Below are 19,529 nucleotides of genomic sequence, written 5' to 3' on the forward strand. Positions count from 1 at the left end.
GGAGAGACTGAGTGCGTGATCCGCTACGACGCCCTGGACGCCCTGCCCGTACGTGGTGCCCTGCCCGCCCTCGACGACGCTCTGGAGGGGCACGGCACCGCCGTCCTCGTGGCGCCGCCCGGCACCGGCAAGACGACCCTGGTGCCGCTGGCCCTCGCGGGGCTGCTCGGGGAGGGTCCTGAGCGGCGGGTGATCGTGGCCGAGCCGCGGCGGATCGCGGCCCGGGCGGCGGCGCGGCGGATGGCGTGGCTGCTGGGCGAGAAGCCCGGCGGGAGCGTCGGCTACACGGTGCGCGGGGAACGGGTCGTCGGGCGGCACACGCGCGTGGAGGTCGTCACGACCGGTGTGCTGGTGCAGCGGTTGCAGCGGGACCAGGAGCTGGCCGGTGTCGACGTGGTGGTGCTCGACGAGTGCCATGAGCGCCACCTCGACGCGGACACGGCGGCGGCGTTCCTGTGGGACGTGCGGCAGACCCTGCGGCCCGAGCTGCGGCTGGTGGCCGCCTCGGCGACGACCGACGCGCAGGGGTGGGCCGCGCTGCTGGGCGACGCTCCGGTGGTGGAGGCCCAGGGGGCGGCGTATCCGGTGGAGGTGGTGTGGACGCCGCCGGTGCGGCCCGTACGGCCGCCGCACGGGATGCGTGTCGATCCGGCGCTGCTGACGCATGTGGCGTCGGTGGTGCGGCGGGCACTGGCCCAGCGGGACGGGGACGTGCTGTGTTTTCTGCCGGGCGTGGGCGAGATCGCCCGGGTGGCCGGGCAGCTCGGGGACCTTGGGGGCATTGATGTGCTGCAAGTGCACGGGCGGGCGCCCGCCGCCGTGCAGGACGCGGTGCTGGCCCCCGGTGACCGGCGGCGGGTCGTACTGGCCACGTCCGTGGCGGAGTCGTCGTTGACGGTGCCGGGTGTGCGGGCCGTCGTGGACTCGGGACTGGCGCGCGAGCCGCGGGTCGACCACGCGCGCGGGTTGAGCGCGCTGACGACGGTACGGGCGTCGCAGGCGGCCGGTCGGCAGCGGGCGGGGCGGGCCGGGCGTGAGGCGCCGGGGGCGGTGTACCGCTGCTGGGCGGAGGCCGAGGATGCGCGTCTGCCGCGTTTTCCGTCGCCGGAGATCAAGGTGGCCGACCTGACGGCGTTCGCGCTGCAGGTGGCGTGCTGGGGGGATCCTGACGCGTCCGGGCTGGCGTTGCTGGATCCGCCGCCCTCCGGGGGTATGGCGGCGGCTCGGGATGTGCTGGGCGCTGTCGGGGCGGTTGACTCCGTCGGGCGGGCCACGGAGCGGGGTGTGTCGCTGGGGCGGTTGGGGGTGCATCCCCGGCTGGGCAGGGCCTTGGTCGATTCCGTGCCGTTCGTTGGTACTGAGCGGGCTGCGGAGGTTGTCGCACTGTTGAGTGAGGAGGCGCCGCGGGCGTACGGGGATGATCTCGCCGCTGCTTTGCGAGGGGCTCGGCGTGGGGGTGACGCCTATGCCTCGCGATGGCGTAGCGAAGTTCGGCGGCTGCGGGCCGTCGTTACCGGTGTTTCCCACCCACCCACTCGTAACTGCCCTCCAAAGGCAGAAGCAGAGGCTCAGGCGTGGGCGGATGCCTCGGAGGACCGGCAGGTCGGGCTCATCGCCGCTCTCGCCTTTCCCGAGCGTGTTGCCAGGGTCGACGGTGGGTCGTGCCTCATGGTGTCCGGGACCCGGGCCGAGCTCGGTGAGGGCAGCGGGCTGCGAGGGGCCGGCTGGGTCGCCGTCGCCGTGGCGGACCGGCCCGTCGGCAAGGGGCACGCGCGCGTGCAGTCGGGGGCCGTGGTCGACGAGGGGATGGCCCGGCTCGCCGCGGGGGCACTGCTGGACGAGCGGGACGAGGTGTGCTGGGACGGTGGGGACGTCGTGGCGCGGCGGGTGGAGCGGCTGGGGGCCGTGGAGTTGGCGGTGCGGTCGCTGAAGGACGCCGATCCCGGGCTCGTACGCGGTGCGCTGCTGGACGGGCTGCGGCGGGAGGGGCTCGGGTTGCTGCGGTGGTCGGCGGATGCCGATGTCCTGCGGCAGCGGCTCGCCTTTCTGCGGCTGCACCGCGGTGAGCCCTGGCCCGATGTCTCCGACGACGCGCTCCACGCGCGCGTGGACGAGTGGCTGGAGCCGGAGCTGAGCCGGGCGCGGCGGCGGGCCGATCTGGCGCGGATCGATGCCGGTCAGGCGCTCGCCCGGCTGCTGCCCTGGGCCTCCGGGGAGGCCGGGCGGCTCGACGAGCTGGCCCCGGAGCGGATGGCCGTGCCGAGCGGGTCGAAGATCCGTGTCGACTACTCGCGGCCCGAGCAGCCCGTGCTCGCGGTGAAGTTGCAGGAGATGTTCGGGCTGCAGGAGTCGCCCCGGGTCGCCGGGGTGCCGCTGCTCGTGCATCTGCTGTCTCCGGCCGGGCGGCCGGCCGCCGTCACCGCCGACCTCGCCTCGTTCTGGCGGGACGGCTACAAGGGCGTAAGGGCGGAGCTTCGCGGGCGGTATCCGAAGCATCCGTGGCCCGAGGACCCGGCGGGTGCCGAGCCGACCCGGTACACCAACGCCCGGCTCAGGCGCTGACCCGCGACGGCTCCTGCGACGCTCTCGGGGCCGGGCCGGAGGGGCGGCGGCCGCGGGCCTCCAGGTACAGCGCGAGGGCCAGCAGGAGGACGCCGAGGGTGAGCGAGCCCCACGGCAGGTAGGACGTCATCAGCAGGATGAGCAGGCGCTGGGACTTCACCAGGTCGACCGTGTGCGTGATGTAGTCCTCGCGCATCTTCACGTGGCCGGCGAACGCGGTGACCTTGTCGCGGTCGCCGAGGAGGGCGCCGCCGCGCAGTTCCTCCTTGTGGATCTCCTCGCCGTAGACGGGGGCGCCGGTGAGGGGCTCGACCCAGAACTTGCGGACCGTGGTGTACCAGCGGGTCGTGCCGGTCTGGGCGACGGACTCGGGGGTGAGCCCCTCCACGGGCAGGGTCTTCGGGATCTTCACCTTGGTCCAGGGGATGGTCTGCTCGAAGTAGTAGACCTCCAGGCCGCGGAAGGTGCGGGTGTCCTGGTAGTGGATGGGGGCGGTGACGCGGGCCTGGGCGTCGAAGTACTGGTAGGCCCTTTTCTCCGTGAGGAAGGGCCATTTGAACTCGATGCCCTCGCGGCGCACCGGGTCGCCGTCGACCGACTCGCCGGTGGCGTGGACGGGCTCCTGGGTGTGGGCGTCGAAGATGTAGCGCTCGGGGATCTTCGACACCATCTCGCCGTCGGGGCCGACGACGTAGGACAGGCCGTCCCAGACGACCACGTCCCGGCCCGCCGACTCCTCGATCCTCTCGGAGGCCTCCACGTTGCCCTTGAGGGTCTGGACGATGGTGACCTTGGGGACCTTCTTCGCCCGCATGGTGCCGTAGTCCAGGAGGGTGGCGTCGCGGGCCTCCAGGACCATGTCCTGGTACTGGTTCGCGGGGACCTTGGCGAGGCGCGGGAAGGCGTACCAGCGCAGCAGCGGGGACAGCGCCGTGAAGAACACGGCGAGGGCGAGCAGGATCAGAGCGGCCTTGCGACGCATCTCGGCCTCCGTCCCGGGCGGGCGGTCAGGGGTGTGCGGGCACCGTCGTCAGCAGCGGCTTCGGGGACGTCCCGCCCGAGGGGGAGCCGAGGGCGGTCAGCGTCAGGACCACGGCGAACGCGACGGCGAGACCGGTGGCGGCGGCGACGAGGGTGCGCATACGGGGGCCTCCCCACGGTTGAGCTGATACACCGTCAGGTTTCTCGGCACCGTAGCAACGCGCGGCGGAGATGAGAACACGTTGCACACACAACGACGCCCCTCCTCATAGGGCTCCTGCAAGGGCTCCTATCAAGAGGGGCGTCGTGCGTACTACCTGAGAGCTACGCGCCGGGACTGGCCGAAGGGCTCGTGGACGGGCTCGGCGAGGACGTCTCGGCCGCCGCCACGGTCAGTTCGACGGTGAGTGTCGCTCCGCCCGCGGTGTTGACGCGGAGCAGGAACGTGCCGGTGGTGTCGTCCGCGTACAGCTTCGGCAGCTTCAGCAGGCCCTTCGCGTCCGTCTTCAGGGCCTTCAGGGTGCGGACGGCCTTGCCGTCGGCGTCCTTGAAGTAGGGGCCCTTGTCGTTGGCGGTCGGGTCGTCCGCCGACTTGATCAGCGTGGCGGTGGCCGCGACGCCGTCGGCGACGGCGCCCTTGTACGTGGCCTTCACCTCGACCTGGTTGGCGAACTCGCCGCCCGGGGCGCAGGTCAGGGCGGCGTCACCGGTGCGGGCGAGGGCGTCGGCGGCGCGCTCGGTGACGGTGGCGGTGTAGTCGAGGCCGGCGACCGTGCGGCCCACGACGGTGGCGCGGACGGTGACCTCACCCGTCTTCTCCCCCGCCAGCAAGGCGGGAGCGACGGCGACGCCGGAGCTGTTGGTGGCGACCGTGGCCACGCTCTCGCCGCCGGTGAAGGCGGTGTCCGTGTCGCCGATGATCGTGAAGCGGACCCTGACCTTGCCGACGGCCTTGCCGGCCTTCGTCTCGGCGCGGGTGCTGATCCGCTTGGTGAACGCGTCGCCGGCCATGGCGGTGAGCTTGGCGGTTCCGGCGTCCTCCAGGTGGTCCACCGTGTCGGTGTTCGTGGGGGGCGTCGAGGGGGGCGCGGTCGGGGTGCCGCCGGGGTCGGTGGGCGGCTTCGGCGTGCCGCCGGGGTCGGTGGGCGGCTTCGGGGTCGTCGTGCCGCCGCCGGGCTTCTCGGGCTTGGGCTTCGAGCCGCCCGGAGCCGGGGTGGTCGGGGTGGTCGGGGTGCTCGGAGTGGAGGGCGAAGGGCTCGCTCCGGCCCCGTCGTCGCTGCGGTTGTCGGGCAGTGTGCCGGTGCCGTCGGGGATCTCGTGCGTGCCCTTGCGGTAGTACTCCACCCAGCGCATGACCAGGTTCAGGTACTCCCGCGAGTTGTTGTAGCTGAGGATCGCGCGGTCGAGGTCGTTCTGATCGGACAGGTCCCAGTCGAAGCGGCACAGGTAGTGCCCGGCGGCGAGTGCCGCGTCGTAGATGTTGTTGGGGTCCTTCTTGCCGTCGTCGTTGCCATCACGGCCCGCCCATGCCCAGGTGGACGGGATGAACTGCATGGGGCCGACGGCCTGGTCGTAGGAGCTGTTGCCGTCGTAGGCGCCGTCGTCGGTGTCCCGGATGAGGGCGAAGCCGTTGCCGTCGAGCTGCGGGCCGAGGATGGGCGAGAGGGTCGTACCGTCGGCGTTGACGCGGCCGCCGCGGGCCTGGCCCGACTCCACCCGGCCGATGGCGGCGAGGAGTTGCCAGGGCAGGTTGCAACCGGGCTTGGCCTCGTTCAGCGCGGTCTCGGCCTTCTTGTAGGCGTCGAGGACGGTCGCGGGGATGCCCGCCTCGGTGGTGCCCGGGGCGGCGGGGCCGGTTCCGGTACTCGGGGACGGGTTCGGGCTCTTGAGCGGCGGCAGGTCCGTGTAGTACGGCGAGTTGCCGGTGGCGCTGCCGTCGGAGGCACTCGCGTCGGGTGAGGGCGTGGCGTCCGCCGCGGTCTGTCTGCCGTGGTCGTTCACGCCCGGAGCCTGGGAGGCGGACAGCGCCGCGACCGCTACCGCGGCCACGGCGGTGGTTGCCGCCCCCTTGCGCAGCCTCCTGCCGAATTGCGCCGCCATAGAGTGAACCCCTCCCGTGGACGCTCCAGCGCCCGTCTCTGCCTGTCGCGCACTTCTGTTGCGTTCGCGCTCTTCTGTTGCGTTCGCTCTGTTGTGACGATCGACCGGCCCGAGTGGTTGCCCTCCGACGGACCTGTCTCTCGCCCCCGGCACGGTGACCCTGGCGACCCTACGGCAACTTCCTTTGCTCGGGCACCCGTTCGTGCCCGGTTTTCACCGGTTGGTCATGTGGCGAGCGTGGTGGGCTGCCGGTGTTCGGCTTCCCGCATACTGGGCCGTCCGATCCTCCCGCAACGACCGTCACTTGGAGCAGAGTTGCCGTTCACGCTGAGCCACGCGGCAGCCGTACTGCCCGCCGTACGCACCGACGGGACCGGCCGGGGCACGCTGGTGCCCGCCGTCCTCGTGGCGGGTTCCTTCGCGCCCGACATGACCTACTACGCGGCGAGTGTGCTGTCCGGGGCGATGGAGTTCGGCGACGTCACGCACGCGTTCTGGGGGGTGTTCACGGTCGATGTGCTCATCGCCTGGGCGCTGGTGGGGCTGTGGCTGCTGATGCGCGAGCCGCTGGTGGCGCTGCTGCCGCGGGCTCGGCAGGGGCGGGTGGCCGCCCTGGTGCGATGCGGGGCGCCACGCGCGCGTGTGACGCCCGCCCTGGTGGTGCGGTGGTACGTGTCCGCGGTGCTCGGTGCGCTGACGCACGTCGTGTGGGACGCGTTCACACACCTCGACCGGTGGGGGATGCGGCTGTTTCCGGTGCTGGGCCGTGAGGTGGCGGGCTCGCCGCTGTACTGGTACCTGCAGTACGGCGGTTCGGCGGTGGCCGCGGTGGTGATCGCCGTGTTCGTGGTGTGCGGGCTGCGGCGGATGCCCGTGGGCGAACCGGTGGGGGTCCCGGTGCTGGCGGCACGGGACCGCTGGGCGGCCGGTGCCGTGATCGGCGGCTTCGCGCTGGTGGGGGCGGTGCAGCGGGCGGCGCGGTGGTGGGCCTACTGGGGTTCGGCCGCGAAGCCGTGGGAGATCATTCCGACGGTGTGCTTCGGTGCGGGGGCGGGGCTCGTCCCGGCGCTGCTGTTGTACGCCGCGGTGGTCAGGGCGCGGCGCCCGGTTCCGGCCCCCGGCGGTCCTGACCGTGCCGGCGATACGGAGCCGAGCCGCCCGGTCGCTCGCTGAGGGGCTCGGTGGTCGCGATGTACACCGTGATGGTGGTGTGTGCGGGGCGCGGCCGTGGGAGCAGGGTGAGGACGAGGGTCAGGTAGCCGCGTGCCCGGTCGGACCAGGCCCGGCGGGGGGTGGCTCTGCCGGTTTCGCCGGGTGTCTCGGGACGGCCGGGCAGGTCGCTGGTCTCCGAGGGCCTGGTGGGGCCGGTGGTGGGCAGGCCGGCGGAGTCGGTGGGCCGACGTCCGAAGGCCAGGCGGTTACGGAGATCCGCCGTCGTCCGGCGGAGGGCCGTGGCGAGGGTCGCGGGGACGCGGAGCGTGCTTGAGTCGGCCGCGTAGACCCGGACCGGCGGGAGTGCCACGCCTGGTGCCGTGCGGCCGAGGAGCGTGCGTATACCCATGCCCGCATCTTTGCGACGGTCGGAGGCGGGGGCGCCTTCACGGGGGCCACGCGAGTGATGGTCTTGATGGGGGTGGGCCCGGGGCCGGCCGGGCTCAGCTGGGGCGGGTGCCCGGACGGGACCGGGGCCGGGGTGGGACTGGGCCAGGGGCCGGTGCCTCGGCGGAGGCGGGACGGAGCTGTGGCGGCATTCTCCGGACGCCCAACAAGCACCCGGCCCCGAAGCGCCACCCCGCCCCTGCTCCCCGCCCGGCGCGGCCCGCCCCAGCCCGGCCCAAGCAGCGCAGCGCCTAGTGCGCCGCGGACTCCCAGTCCGCCCCCGAGCCCACCGAGACGCCCAGCGGGACACGGAGGTGAACCGCGTCCGCCATCTCGCGGCGGACGAGTTCCTCGGCGGCCGCGCGCTCGCCCGGGGCGATCTCCAGCACGATTTCGTCGTGCACCTGGAGCAGCATCCGGGATTCCAGCCCGGCCTCCTTCAGCGCGTCGCCCACCTTGAGCATGGCGATCTTCACGATGTCGGCCGCCGTGCCCTGGATGGGTGCGTTGAGGGCCATCCGCTCCGCCGCCTCGCGACGCTGGCGGTTGTCGCTGTTGAGGTCGGGGAGGTAGCGGCGGCGCCCGAAGAGCGTCGCCGTGTAGCCCGTCGCCCGGGCCTCGTCGACCGCGCGGCGCAGATAGTCCCGTACGCCGCCGAACCGCTCGAAGTACGCGTCCATCAGGGCGCGGGCCTCCGCCGCCTCGATGTTCAGCTGCTGGGAGAGGCCGAAGGCGGACAGTCCGTAGGCCAGGCCGTACGACATGGCCTTGATCTTGCGGCGCATCTCGGCGTCCACCGCGGTCGGCTCGACCGCGAAGACCTGGGAGGCGGCCGTGGTGTGCAGGTCCTCGCCCGAGGTGAAGGCCTCGATCAGGCCCTCGTCCTCGGAGAGGTGGGCCATCACGCGCAGCTCGATCTGGCTGTAGTCGGCCGTCATCAGGGACTCGAAGCCCTCGCCGACGACGAAGCCGCGGCGGATGGCGCGGCCCTCGTCGGTGCGGACCGGGATGTTCTGCAGGTTCGGGTCCGTGGAGGACAGGCGGCCGGTGGCGGCGACCGTCTGGTTGAAGGTGGTGTGGATCCGGCCGTCCGCGGCGATCGTCTTGATCAGGCCCTCGACGGTGACGCGGAGCTTGGCCTGCTCGCGGTGGCGGAGCATGATCACCGGCAGCTCGTTGTCCGTCTGGCCGGCGAGCCAGGCGAGGGCGTCGGCGTCCGTGGTGTAGCCGGTCTTCGTCCGCTTCGTCTTGGGCAGGGCCAGCTCGCCGAAGAGGACTTCCTGGAGCTGCTTGGGCGAGCCCAGGTTGAACTCGTGCCCGGCCGCCGCGTGGGCCTCCTTCACCGCCTGCTGGACGGCGCCGGCGAACATCTGCTCCATGGCCTCCAGGTGGGCCCGGTCGGCCGCGATGCCGTGCCGCTCCATGCGGGCGAGCAGCGCGGACGTGGGCAGCTCCATGTCGCGCAGGAGGTCGGCCGCGCCGACCTCCTCCAGGCGGCTCTCGAAGGCCTGGCCCAGGTCGAGGACGGCGCGGGCCTGGATCATCAGGGCCTCGGCCTCGGCGCCTTCGTCCGCGCCGAAGGCGAGCTGGCCGTCGGCAGCGGCGGCGGGGGTCAGCTCGCGGTGCAGGTACTCCAGGGACAGCGCGTCCAGGTCGAAGGAGCGGCGGCCCGGCTTGACCAGGTAGGCGGCGAGCGCGGTGTCCATGGTGACGCCCTCGACGCTCCAGCCGTGCTCGGCGAAGACCCGCATGGCGCCCTTGGCGTTGTGGAAGGTCTTGGGCCGTTCCGCGTCGGCGAGCCAGGCGGCGAAGGCCGTCTCGTCGGCCTCGTCCAGCTGGGAGGGGTCGAACCAGGCGGCCGGTCCGCCGGGCGCGGCGAGCGCGATCTCGGCGACCGAGCCGGTGCCGAGCGCCCAGGTGTCGACCGTGGCGATACCGAGGGGCCGCGTGCCGTGCTCGGTGAGCCAGCCGGTCAGCTCGCCGGTGCCGAGCACCGTGCCGTCCAGCTGCACGCCCTCCGTGCTGACCGGGGTGGTCTCGGCCTCCTCGGCGCCGGGGTCGACGGCGAAGAGCCGCTCGCGCAGCGAGGGGTTGCGGATCTCCAGGGTGTCCAGGACCACCGCGACGGCCGTGCGGTCGTAGGGAGCCCGCTCCAGGTCGGTGACACCCTTGGGCAGCTCCACCTGGCGCTCCAGCTCGGTGAGCCGGCGGTTGAGCTTGACCGCGTCGAGGTGGTCGCGGAGGTTCTGGCCGGCCTTGCCCTTGACCTCCTCGACGCGCTCGACGAGGTCAGCGAAGGAGCCGAACTGGTTGATCCACTTCGCGGCGGTCTTCTCGCCGACGCCGGGGATGCCGGGGAGGTTGTCGGAGGGGTCGCCGCGCAGGGCCGCGAAGTCGGGGTACTGCGCGGGCGTCAACCCGTACTTCTCGAATACCTTCTCCGGGGTGAAGCGGGTCAGCTCGGAGACGCCCTTGGTCGGGTACAGCACCGTGGTGTGCTCGCTGACCAGCTGGAAGGAGTCCCGGTCGCCCGTGACGATCAGCACCTCGAAGCCCTCGGCCTCGGCCTGGGTGGCGAGGGTGGCGATGACGTCGTCCGCCTCGAAGCCGTCCACCGCGAAGCGGGCGGCGCCCATCGCGTCGAGGAGCTCGCCGATCAGCTCGACCTGGCCCTTGAACTCGTCCGGGGTCTTGGAGCGGTTCGCCTTGTACTCCGTGAACTCCTGCGACCGCCAGGTCTTGCGGGAGACGTCGAAGGCGACCGCGAAGTGCGTGGGCTCCTCGTCGCGCAGCGTGTTGGCCAGCATCGACGCGAAGCCGTAGATCGCGTTCGTCGGCTGGCCCGTCGCGGTGGTGAAGTTCTCCGCGGGCAGCGCGAAGAACGCGCGGTAGGCCAGCGAGTGCCCGTCCATGAGCATCAGTCGCGGACGGCTGCCGCCGGAGGTCTTGTCGGTCGTCTTCGATGCTGTCTCTGCCACGCCCCCGATCCTGCCACGCCCCACTGACACTCGGCCCCGGCCCCGGCCCCGCGGGCTCCGGGGCGGGACGTCGCCCCGGGCCCGCCCCCACTCGATGTCACCACCCCGTGCGAGGATCGGAGACCTGTCTCACAGCGCAGGAGACCTGTCTCACAGCGCAGTCGAAGGGGAGCGTGCGATGGCGACGAAGCCGCCCAAGAGTGATCCGGTCCAGGACGCGCCGCAGGTCGCCGGGCCGAAGCACGCGGCAGCGGGCCTCCCCGCGATCGGGCACACGCTGCGCATGGCCCAGCAGCAGATGGGCGTGAAGCGCACCGCGCTGACGCTGTTGAGCGTGAACCAGAAGGACGGCTTCGACTGCCCGGGCTGCGCCTGGCCCGAGCCGGAGCACCGGCACAAGGCGGAGTTCTGCGAGAACGGCGCGAAGGCGGTCGCCGAGGAGGCCACGCTGCGCCGGGTCACGCCCGAGTTCTTCGCCGCGCACCCGGTCGCCGATCTCGCCGGGCGCAGCGGCTACTGGCTGGGACAGCAGGGGCGGCTCACCCACCCCATGTACCTCCCCGAAGGAGGCACGCACTACGAGCCGGTCACCTGGGAGCGCGCCTTCGGCATCATCGCCGAGGAGGTCAACGCCCTCGCCTCCCCGGACGAGGCCGTCTTCTACACCTCCGGGCGCACCAGCAACGAGGCCGCGTTCCTCTACCAGCTGTTCGCCCGCGAGCTCGGCACGAACAACCTTCCCGACTGCTCGAACATGTGCCACGAGTCGTCCGGCTCGGCCCTGTCGGAGACCATCGGCATCGGCAAGGGCAGCGTCCTGCTGGAGGACCTGCACAAAGCCGACCTGATCATCGTCGCGGGCCAGAACCCGGGGACGAACCACCCGCGCATGCTGTCCGCCCTGGAGAACGCCAAGGACAACGGCGCGAAGATCATCAGCGTCAACCCGCTGCCCGAGGCGGGCCTGGAGCGTTTCAAGAACCCGCAGACCGCCAAGGGCCTCACCACCGGCTCCGCCCTCACCGATCTGTTCCTGCAGATCCGCATCGGCGGCGACCAGGCCCTCTTCCGTCTCCTCAACAAGCTGATCCTCGGCACGGAGGGCGCGGTCGACGAGGCGTTCGTCCGGGAACACACTCACGGCTACGAGGAGTTCGCCGAGGCCGCCCGCGCCGCCGACTGGGACGAGACGCTCGCGGCCACCGGGCTGACCCGGAAGGAGATCGAGGACGCCCTGCGGATGGTCCTCGCCTCCGAGCGCACCATCGTGTGCTGGGCGATGGGCCTCACCCAGCACAAGCACTCGGTCCCCACGATCAGGGAAGTGGTCAACTTCCTCCTCCTGCGCGGCAACATCGGCCGCCCGGGCGCGGGCGTCTGCCCGGTGCGCGGTCATTCGAACGTGCAGGGCGACCGCACGATGGGCATCTTCGAGCGCCCCGCCCCGGCGTTCCTGGACGCCCTGGAGAGGGAGTTCGGCTTCGCGCCGCCGCGCGAGCACGGCTACGACGTCGTACGGGCCATCCGGGCCCTGCGCGACGGCGAGGCGAAGGTCTTCTTCGCCATGGGCGGCAACTTCGTCTCGGCGTCCCCCGACACGGAGGTCACCGAGGCGGCGATGCGGCGGGCCCGGCTGACCGTGCACGTGTCGACGAAGCTGAACCGCTCGCACGCGATCACGGGCGCGCGTGCCCTGATCCTCCCGACGCTCGGCCGTACCGAACGCGATCTCCAGGGCAGCGGCGAGCAGTTCGTGACGGTCGAGGACTCGATGGGCATGGTGCACGCCTCCCGGGGCCGGCTGGAGCCCGCGAGCGCGCACCTGCTGTCCGAGCCGGCCATCGTCTGCCGCCTGGCCCGCGGCGTGCTGGGCGAGAACAGCCGCACGCCCTGGGAGGAGTTCGAGAAGGACTACGCGACGATCCGGGACCGGATCGCCCGCGTGATCCCCGGCTTCGAGGACTTCAACGCGCGCGTGACGGGTTCCGCCGGCGGCTTCGCCCTCCCCCACGCCCCGCGTGACGAGCGCCGCTTCCCCACCGCCACCGGCAAGGCCAACTTCACCGCCGCGCCCGTGGAGTACCCGGAGCTGCCCGAGGGCCGGCTGCTGCTGCAGACGCTGCGCTCGCACGACCAGTACAACACCACGATCTACGGCCTCGACGACCGCTACCGGGGCATCAGGAACGGCCGCCGGGTGGTGCTGGTCAACCCCGAGGACGCGCGGACGCTGAAGCTGGCGGACGGCGGTTACGTCGACCTGGTCAGCGAGTGGAGGGACGGCGTGGAGCGCCGGGCGCCGGGCTTCCGGGTCGTGCACTATCCGACGGCCCGGGGCTGTGCCGCCGCGTACTACCCGGAGACCAACGTGCTGGTGCCGCTGGACGCCACGGCGGACACCAGCAACACCCCGGCCAGCAAGTCCGTCGTGGTGCGTCTGGAACAATCGGCCACCGACTGAGCGTTTGCTCAGTCACAGAGGTAGCCGTAGTGACCAGGACGAACGGAGCCCGGCCCCATGGGTGAGCAGCAGCATGTGAAGTTCCCGCAAGAGGTCATCGACGAGTACGCCGCGCTCGGCGTGGACCTCCTGGCCCTGTTCTCCGCGGGCCACCTCGGGACCCGGATGGGCGTCCAGATCCTCGAGGCGTCGGCGGACCGGGTCGTCGGGACGATGCCGGTGGAGGGCAACACCCAGCCCTACGGACTGCTGCACGGCGGGGCCTCCGCGGTGCTGGCCGAGACGCTCGGCTCGGTCGGGTCCATGCTGCACGGCGGCAGCTCCAAGATCGCCGTGGGCGTCGATCTGAACTGCACCCACCACCGCGGGGCACGCTCCGGCCTCGTCACCGGCGTGGCCACGCCCGTGCACCGGGGACGCTCGACCGCCACCTACGAAATCGTCATCACGGACGAAAACGACAAAAGGGTGTGTACCGCCCGGCTCACCTGCATGCTGCGCGACGTGAATCCGGGCGACGAGGAACTGATCCGCGCCGCGCGCTGATCCGCCCGCACCAGACATTCCGGCTCGACGCCGCCGCGAGGGGACACCCGAGCGGCGGCGTCCGCGCGTAGACACACAACCGGACCCTTCAACTCCCCCGTTGAAACAGGCAGGTTCCGGTTCACCCGCGGCATCACCGTGGAATTAACTGTTTCCAATTGTTCGGAACTCCCCCTGGACGCGGGCCGCCCCTTTCTCGGCGTAACGCTCCGTAACGCGCGCGCAATACAACACCTCGGCCTCCTCGTCGACCCGCGCCCGCTCCCGGGACCTTTCCGATCCCGCCCTCACCGCCTGCGCCACGTCGACCGCACGATCTCGGCCATGGCCAACCGGAAGTGCGGGTTCTCAGAATGCGGACTTCGGAGAAAGTCGGCCAAACCCGCCGAGAGGGCCCTCCGGAGAAGCCGGGCATCCACCGCGTCATAACAAGAAAGTCACAAGCCGTCCCACGCCGCTGACCCTGCCTCCACACCGGGCTTAGAGTCACGGCCAGTCACCGCTCCATCGGGAGTTCGGTACCAGCGCGGCACTACCCCCCGACCAAGGGCGGGCCTGCCTGTGAAAGGACTGATCGTGCGACAGCGTTCCTTGGTGATTCTTACCTCCGTTCTGACGACCGGAGCTCTGACTCTCACCGCCTGCGGGTCCCGAGACGGCAGCGGCGACAAGAGCGGAGACAGCGGCGGCACCACGCTGACCATCGGCGTCGACGCCCCCCTGTCCGGTGAGAACTCCACCACCGGCCTCGGCATCCAGTACGGCGCCCAGATAGCCGTCGACGACGCCAACAAGAACAACTGGGTCCCGGGCGTGAAGTTCAAGCTCAAGGCCCTGGACGACAAGGCGCAGCCCGCCACCGGCCAGTCCAACGCCACCAGCATCGTCGGCGACAAGACCGCCGTCGGCGCCGTCGGCCCGCTGAACTCCGGCGTCGCCCAGACGATGCAGCAGGTGTTCGCCTCGGCCAACATGGTCCAGATCTCCCCGGCCAACACCAACCCCGAGCTGACCCAGGGCAAGAACTGGCAGACGGACAAGAAGCGTCCCTACAAGACGTACTTCCGCACCGCCACCACCGACGAACTGCAGGGCAGCTTCGCCGCCGGCTACGCGTACAACGGCCTCAAGAAGAAGAAGGCCTTCGTCGTCGACGACAAGCAGACCTACGGCGCCGGCCTCGCGAAGATCTTCGCGGAGCAGTACAAGAAGATGGGCGGCAAGGTCGTCGCCACCGACCACGTCAACACCGGCGACAAGGACTTCGGCTCGCTCGCCACGAAGATCAAGAACTCCGGTGCCGACCTGCTCTACTACGGCGGCCAGTACGACGAGTCCGCGCTGATCACCAAGCAGCTCAAGGACACCGGCGTCAAGATCCCGCTGTTCGGCGGCGACGGCATGTTCGCCTCCACCTACATCGAGGCCGCCGGCAAGTCCTCCGAAGGCGACCTCGCCACGGCGATCGGTGTCCCCGCCGACACCCTGCCCGCGGCCAAGACGTTCATCCAGACGTACAAGGACAAGGGTTACAAGGGCGACTACGGCGCGTACGGCGCCTACGCCTACGACGCCACCACCGCCATCATCAAGGCCGTCAAGGCCGCGGCCGACGCCAACGGCGGCAAGGTGCCCACCGACATCAACGACCTGCGCTCCAAGGTCGTCGACGGTGTCCAGAAGTCCGACTTCGAAGGCCTCACCGGCAAGATCTCCTTCGACGAGTACGGCGACACCACCAACAAGCAGCTGACGGTCTACCAGGTCGAGAAGGGTGCCTGGAAGGACGTGGAGACCGGCACCGCCGACCTGAAGTAGTCGGCCCGCCACAACGCCGCACCACGGGCCGCGCGGAAGGAAGACCCCGACCGCGCGGCCCGTTTCCACACCCCCCACAGCACACGACCACGCACACATCCAGTGCACACGACCACCAGCGACATGGAGGCCATGCGGTGAACACCCTGCCGCAGCAGCTGGCCAACGGGCTGCTTCTCGGCTCGATGTACGGGCTGATCGCCATCGGCTACACGATGGTGTACGGCATCGTCCAGCTCATCAACTTCGCGCACGGCGAGATCTTCATGACCGGGGCGTTCGGCGCCCTCACGGTCTACTTCTACATCCTGCCCGACGGCACCTCGATGGCCCTCGCCGTACCGCTGATGCTCCTCGGCGGCGCCCTCGTGGCCATCCTCATCGCCGTCGGAGCGGAACGGTTCGCCTACCGGCCACTGCGCGGAGCACCACGCCTGGCGCCGCTCATCACCGCCATCGGCCTCTCCCTGGCTCTCCAGGAAGTCGTCCGCAACTTCTACCCCGGCGCCGACCGCGCCCGCGCCTTCCCCGGGCTCGACGCCACCCACGACATCGGCTCCATCACCATCAAGGACGCCGACATCTTCCTCATCCTGGCCGCCGTCGTCTGTATGGCCGCCCTCGCGATCTTCGTGCGCCGCAGCCGCACCGGCCGCGCCATGCAGGCCACCGCGCAGGACCCCGACACCGCGCAGCTGATGGGCATCGACACCAACCGCATCATCGTCATCGCCTTCGCCATCGGCGGTTTCTTCGCCGCCGTCGCGGCCGTCGCCTACGGACTCAAGTACGGCAACGTCGACTACCGCATGGGCTTCCTGATGGGCCTGAAGGCCTTCACCGCGGCCGTCCTCGGCGGCATCGGCAACATCTACGGCGCCATGCTCGGCGGCGTCGTCCTCGGCATCGCCGAGACCCTCGCCTCCGCCTACATCGACGAGATCCCGGGCATGAACCAGCTCGGCGGACAGAGCTGGGCCAACGTGTGGGCCTTCTGCCTCCTCATCCTCGTGCTCCTGTTCCGGCCTCAAGGCCTGCTCGGCGAGCGCGTCGCGGACAGGGCGTGATCACATGACCGAGACGACCAAGACCCCCGCCCCGGACGCCGTCCCCGCCCCGCCCGTACCGCGCGGCCTCGTCCCGCTGCCCGCAGCGGCCGCCCGCGCCCTGCTCCTCGCCGGCGGCATCGCCACCGCGGCCTCCGCGTTCCTCGCCTGGACCTGGACCGACGAGTTCCCCGGCGACCTCACCATCAACGGCTACCCCGGCGGCCTGCAGTGGCTCACCTTCACCGCCGGCGTCCTCACCGCCCTGTTCGCCCTCGCCTCCTACGGGCCGAGCGGACTCGGCTGGCTGCTGCCCGGCCGTAACAACGCACCGCTCGTCCTCACCGCCCTCGGCGGCTTCGTCGTCACCTGGTTCACCGTCATCGCCATCAGTGCCGAACTCGGCGGCGTCGTCAACCTCGAACCCGGCGGCTGGATAGCGGCCATCGCCTCCCTCCTGCCCGTCCTCGGCGCCTTCGCCCTCCCCCAGGAGAAGACCGGCGCCGACGGCACCAAGGCAGCCCTCAAGGCCTACATCGCCAAACCCGACCGCATCCCCGCCCCCCAGGCCACCGCGCCCTGGGTCCAGCGGGCCGTGATCACGGTCGTCACGATGATCGGCCTCGGTGTCTTCACCTACGGCATCGACACCGAGTACGGCGAACTGTTCGTCGGCTACCTCTTCGTGGTCACGTTCGCCATGTGGGCCGTGCACACCGCCGGTCTCATGGACCGGTTCTCGTCGCTGGTGGCGGCCAACCGCAGCTTCACCCTCGCCATGGGCTTCGCCGCGGCCATCGCCTTCCCCTTCACCCAGACCGACGACCACTACGCCAACATCGGCGTCAACATCCTGATCTTCGGGACCGTGGCCCTCGGCCTGAACATCGTCGTCGGCCTCGCCGGCCTCCTCGACCTCGGATACGTCGCCTTCCTCGGCGTCGGCGCCTACACCGCCGCCCTCGTCTCCGGCTCCGAGTTCTCCACCATCTCCGGCGTCCACCTGCCGTTCTGGGCCTCCGCCCTGGCCGGTGCCGCGGCCTCCCTGGTCTTCGGCGTCCTCATCGGTGCCCCGACCCTGCGCCTGCGCGGCGACTACCTGGCGATCGTGACGCTGGGCTTCGGTGAGATCTTCCGCATCGCGGTCAACAACATGGACGGCGACTCCGGACCCGACGTCACCAACGGCCCCAACGGCATCCCCTCCATCCCGGACCTGAACCTCTTCGGGTTCAACTTCGGCCAGGCGCACGACATCGGCGGGTTCACCCTCGGCCGCTTCGCCAACTACTACCTGCTGATGGTGCTGATCATGGCCATCGTGGTCCTGGTCTACACACGTGCGGCAGACTCCCGCATCGGCCGCTCCTGGATCGCCATCCGCGAGGACGAGACCGCCGCCACCGCCATGGGCATCAACGGCTTCCGCGTCAAGCTCATCGCCTTCGCCCTCGGCGCCGCCCTGGCCGGCCTCGCCGGCACCGTCAGCGCCCACGTCACCTACAGCGTGGTCCCCACCCCGTACCAGTTCGCCGGCTCCACACCGCCCAACTCCGCGTTCCTCCTGGCCGCGGTCGTCCTCGGCGGCATGGGCACCGTCGCCGGTCCCCTCCTCGGCGCGGCCCTGCTCTACCTGCTGCCCGAGAAGCTGGTGTTCCTCCAGGACAAGTCGCTCCTCGCCTTCGGTGTCGCGCTCATCCTGCTGATGCGCTTCCGCCCCGAAGGCATCATCGCCAACCGCCGGCGCCAGCTCGAATTCCACGAGACCGGCCAACTCGACGTACCGAAACAGACCACGCTGACCGACGAACCGGCCGTCACCAAGGCGGGGGCGTAAGAATCATGACGACACCTGTACTCGAAGCACGCGATGTCACGATGCGCTTCGGCGGCCTCACCGCCGTCCGCTCCGTCGACTTCACGGTCAACGCCGGCGAGATCGTCGGCCTCATCGGCCCCAACGGCGCCGGCAAGACCACCTTCTTCAACTGCCTGACCGGCCTGTACGTCCCCACGGAAGGCACCGTCTCCTACAAGGGCACGGTCCTGCCGCCCAAGCCCCACCTGGTCACCCAGGCCGGCATCGCCCGCACCTTCCAGAACATCCGGCTCTTCGCCAACATGACGGTCCTGGAAAACGTCCTCGTCGGCCGCCACACGCGGACGAAGGAGGGCCTGTGGTCGGCCCTGCTGCGCGGCCCCGGCTTCAAGAAGGCCGAACGCGCCAGCGAGGAACGAGCCATGGAACTCCTGGAGTTCATCGGCCTCTCCCACAAACGGGATCATCTGGCGCGGAACCTGCCGTACGGCGAGCAGCGCAAGCTGGAGATCGCCCGCGCTCTCGCTTCGGAGCCCGGCCTGCTGCTGCTGGACGAACCGACGGCCGGCATGAACCCCCAGGAGACGCGAGCCACCGAGGAACTGGTCTTCGCCATCCGCGACAAGGGCATCGCCGTCCTCCTCATCGAGCACGACATGCGCTTCGTCTTCAACCTGAGCGACCGCGTCGCCGTCCTCGTCCAGGGCGAGAAGCTCGTCGAGGGCACGTCGGAGGTCGTCCAGGCCGACGAGCGCGTCATCGCCGCCTACTTGGGTGAACCCTTCGAAGGCGACCCCGGTGAGGCCGAAGCCGCGGAGGTCGAGGCCGCCGAAGCCGCCGCGGAGGCGGCACCCAGCACCACCAGCAGCACCAAGGGAGAAGCCAAGTGACCGCACTCCTCGAGGTCGAGGACCTCCGGGTCTCCTACGGCAAGATCGAAGCCGTCAAAGGCATCTCCTTCAGCGTCGAAGCCGGCCAGGTCGTCACCCTCATCGGCACCAACGGCGCCGGCAAGACCACGACCCTGCGCACCCTCTCGGGACTGCTGAAGCCGACATCGGGCAGGATCTCCTTCGACGGCAAGCCGCTCACCGGCGTCGCCGCCCACAAGATCGTCGCCCTCGGCCTCGCCCACTCCCCCGAGGGCCGGCACATCTTCCCCCGCCTCACCATCGCGGAGAACCTCCAGCTCGGAGCGTTCCTCCGCAAGGACAAGGAAGGGATCGAGAAGGACATCCAGCGGGCCTACGACCTCTTCCCCATCCTCGGGGAACGCCGCAAGCAGGCCGCCGGAACCCTATCGGGCGGTGAGCAGCAGATGCTCGCCATGGGCCGCGCGCTCATGTCCCAGCCCAAGCTGCTCATGCTCGACGAGCCCTCCATGGGCCTCTCCCCGATCATGATGCAGAAGATCATGGCGACGATCTCGGAGCTCAAGTCCCAGGGCACGACGATCCTTCTCGTGGAGCAGAACGCCCAGGCGGCGCTCTCCCTGGCCGACCACGGCCATGTCATGGAGGTCGGCAACATCGCCCTCTCCGGCACGGGACAGGACCTGCTGCACGACGAGTCCGTCCGCAAGGCGTACCTCGGCGAGGACTGACAGAGGCTGGTCATAC

Annotated in this window: 14 protein-coding genes; 9 read left to right on the forward strand and 5 right to left on the reverse strand. The window is 70.8% G+C overall.

Going from position 1 to position 19,529, the window contains the following annotated elements; genetic code table 11:
• Positions 1-15 precede the first annotated feature (15 nt).
• Positions 16-2,562 (forward strand): ATP-dependent helicase HrpB, encoded by a 2,547-nt coding sequence (hrpB, locus tag ACZ58V_RS27270; RefSeq protein ID WP_471293090.1) that lies wholly within the window; start codon positions 16-18, stop codon positions 2,560-2,562.
• Here the strand turns inward: hrpB and pgfA are convergent.
• The 3 genes from pgfA to ACZ58V_RS27285 form a co-directional block, all read right to left on the reverse strand.
• Positions 2,552-3,544, reverse strand: a complete 993-nt coding sequence (gene pgfA / locus ACZ58V_RS27275) for a cell envelope lipid trafficking protein PgfA (RefSeq protein ID WP_468193367.1) — start codon at positions 3,542-3,544, stop codon at positions 2,552-2,554. The two genes, hrpB and pgfA, sit on opposite strands and share 11 nt — an antisense overlap.
• A 25-nt stretch (positions 3,545-3,569) precedes the next feature.
• Positions 3,570-3,704 (reverse strand): SPW_0924 family protein, encoded by a 135-nt coding sequence (locus ACZ58V_RS27280; RefSeq protein ID WP_184596728.1) that lies wholly within the window; start codon positions 3,702-3,704, stop codon positions 3,570-3,572.
• Between the two features lie 163 nt (positions 3,705-3,867).
• Complete coding sequence (locus ACZ58V_RS27285) at positions 3,868-5,643, reverse strand: lytic transglycosylase domain-containing protein (RefSeq protein WP_471293093.1); 1,776 nt, start codon at positions 5,641-5,643, stop codon at positions 3,868-3,870.
• A gap of 315 nt (positions 5,644-5,958) precedes the next feature.
• Here ACZ58V_RS27285 and ACZ58V_RS27290 point away from each other — a divergent pair, with 315 nt between their 5' ends.
• Entirely contained in the window at positions 5,959-6,816 is an 858-nt protein-coding gene (locus ACZ58V_RS27290) for a DUF4184 family protein (RefSeq protein WP_468193370.1), read from the forward strand.
• Here the strand turns inward: ACZ58V_RS27290 and ACZ58V_RS27295 are convergent.
• Both ACZ58V_RS27295 and polA read right to left on the reverse strand, forming a co-directional pair.
• Positions 6,734-7,204, reverse strand: coding sequence for a hypothetical protein (locus ACZ58V_RS27295; RefSeq protein ID WP_468193372.1), 471 nt, complete (start codon positions 7,202-7,204; stop codon positions 6,734-6,736). The genes ACZ58V_RS27290 and ACZ58V_RS27295 overlap by 83 nt on opposite strands.
• Positions 7,205-7,493: 289 nt before the next feature.
• Positions 7,494-10,220, reverse strand: a complete 2,727-nt coding sequence (gene polA / locus ACZ58V_RS27300; RefSeq protein ID WP_471293096.1) for a DNA polymerase I — start codon at positions 10,218-10,220, stop codon at positions 7,494-7,496.
• A gap of 178 nt (positions 10,221-10,398) precedes the next feature.
• On the opposite strand from polA, the gene ACZ58V_RS27305 reads away from it, so the two are divergent.
• The 7 genes from ACZ58V_RS27305 to ACZ58V_RS27335 all read left to right on the forward strand — a co-directional run bounded on the left by ACZ58V_RS27305 (position 10,399) and on the right by ACZ58V_RS27335 (position 19,513).
• The gene (locus ACZ58V_RS27305) at positions 10,399-12,681 is read left to right on the forward strand and encodes an FdhF/YdeP family oxidoreductase (RefSeq protein WP_468193376.1); all 2,283 of its coding nucleotides are present in this window, start codon (positions 10,399-10,401) and stop codon (positions 12,679-12,681) included.
• 57 nt (positions 12,682-12,738) lie between these two features.
• A complete protein-coding gene (locus ACZ58V_RS27310; protein ID WP_382827925.1) occupies positions 12,739-13,227 on the forward strand; it encodes a PaaI family thioesterase in 489 nt (162 codons plus the stop codon).
• Between the two features lie 591 nt (positions 13,228-13,818).
• Entirely contained in the window at positions 13,819-15,045 is a 1,227-nt protein-coding gene (locus ACZ58V_RS27315) for a branched-chain amino acid ABC transporter substrate-binding protein (protein WP_468193640.1), read from the forward strand.
• 137 nt (positions 15,046-15,182) lie between these two features.
• Entirely contained in the window at positions 15,183-16,112 is a 930-nt protein-coding gene (locus ACZ58V_RS27320) for a branched-chain amino acid ABC transporter permease (protein ID WP_471293099.1), read from the forward strand.
• A gap of 4 nt (positions 16,113-16,116) precedes the next feature.
• Entirely contained in the window at positions 16,117-17,928 is a 1,812-nt protein-coding gene (locus ACZ58V_RS27325) for a branched-chain amino acid ABC transporter permease (protein WP_471293101.1), read from the forward strand.
• A gap of 5 nt (positions 17,929-17,933) precedes the next feature.
• Positions 17,934-18,800: an ABC transporter ATP-binding protein gene (locus tag ACZ58V_RS27330; RefSeq protein WP_189728890.1), complete on the forward strand. Its 867-nt coding sequence runs from the start codon at positions 17,934-17,936 to the stop codon at positions 18,798-18,800.
• Positions 18,797-19,513, forward strand: coding sequence for an ABC transporter ATP-binding protein (locus ACZ58V_RS27335; RefSeq protein WP_468193381.1), 717 nt, complete (start codon positions 18,797-18,799; stop codon positions 19,511-19,513). Before ACZ58V_RS27330 ends, ACZ58V_RS27335 begins: the two co-directional genes overlap by 4 nt.
• Positions 19,514-19,529: the final 16 nt, after the last annotated feature.

It is taken from the genome of Streptomyces sp. NPDC040589, from assembly GCF_055594445.1.

Bases quoted from the DNA above. Each gene is read 5' to 3' on its own strand.
- ACZ58V_RS27305 (WP_468193376.1), top strand. From the start codon at position 10,399: ATGGCGACGAAGCCGCCCAAGAGTGATCCGGTCCAGGACGCGCCGCAG.
- ACZ58V_RS27280 (WP_184596728.1), bottom strand. From the start codon at position 3,704: ATGCGCACCCTCGTCGCCGCCGCCACCGGTCTCGCCGTCGCGTTCGCC.
- ACZ58V_RS27330 (WP_189728890.1), top strand. From the start codon at position 17,934: ATGACGACACCTGTACTCGAAGCACGCGATGTCACGATGCGCTTCGGC.
- ACZ58V_RS27285 (WP_471293093.1), bottom strand. From the start codon at position 5,643: ATGGCGGCGCAATTCGGCAGGAGGCTGCGCAAGGGGGCGGCAACCACC.
- pgfA (WP_468193367.1), bottom strand. From the start codon at position 3,544: ATGCGTCGCAAGGCCGCTCTGATCCTGCTCGCCCTCGCCGTGTTCTTC.
- ACZ58V_RS27325 (WP_471293101.1), top strand. From the start codon at position 16,117: ATGACCGAGACGACCAAGACCCCCGCCCCGGACGCCGTCCCCGCCCCG.
- ACZ58V_RS27295 (WP_468193372.1), bottom strand. From the start codon at position 7,204: ATGGGTATACGCACGCTCCTCGGCCGCACGGCACCAGGCGTGGCACTC.
- ACZ58V_RS27310 (WP_382827925.1), top strand. From the start codon at position 12,739: ATGGGTGAGCAGCAGCATGTGAAGTTCCCGCAAGAGGTCATCGACGAG.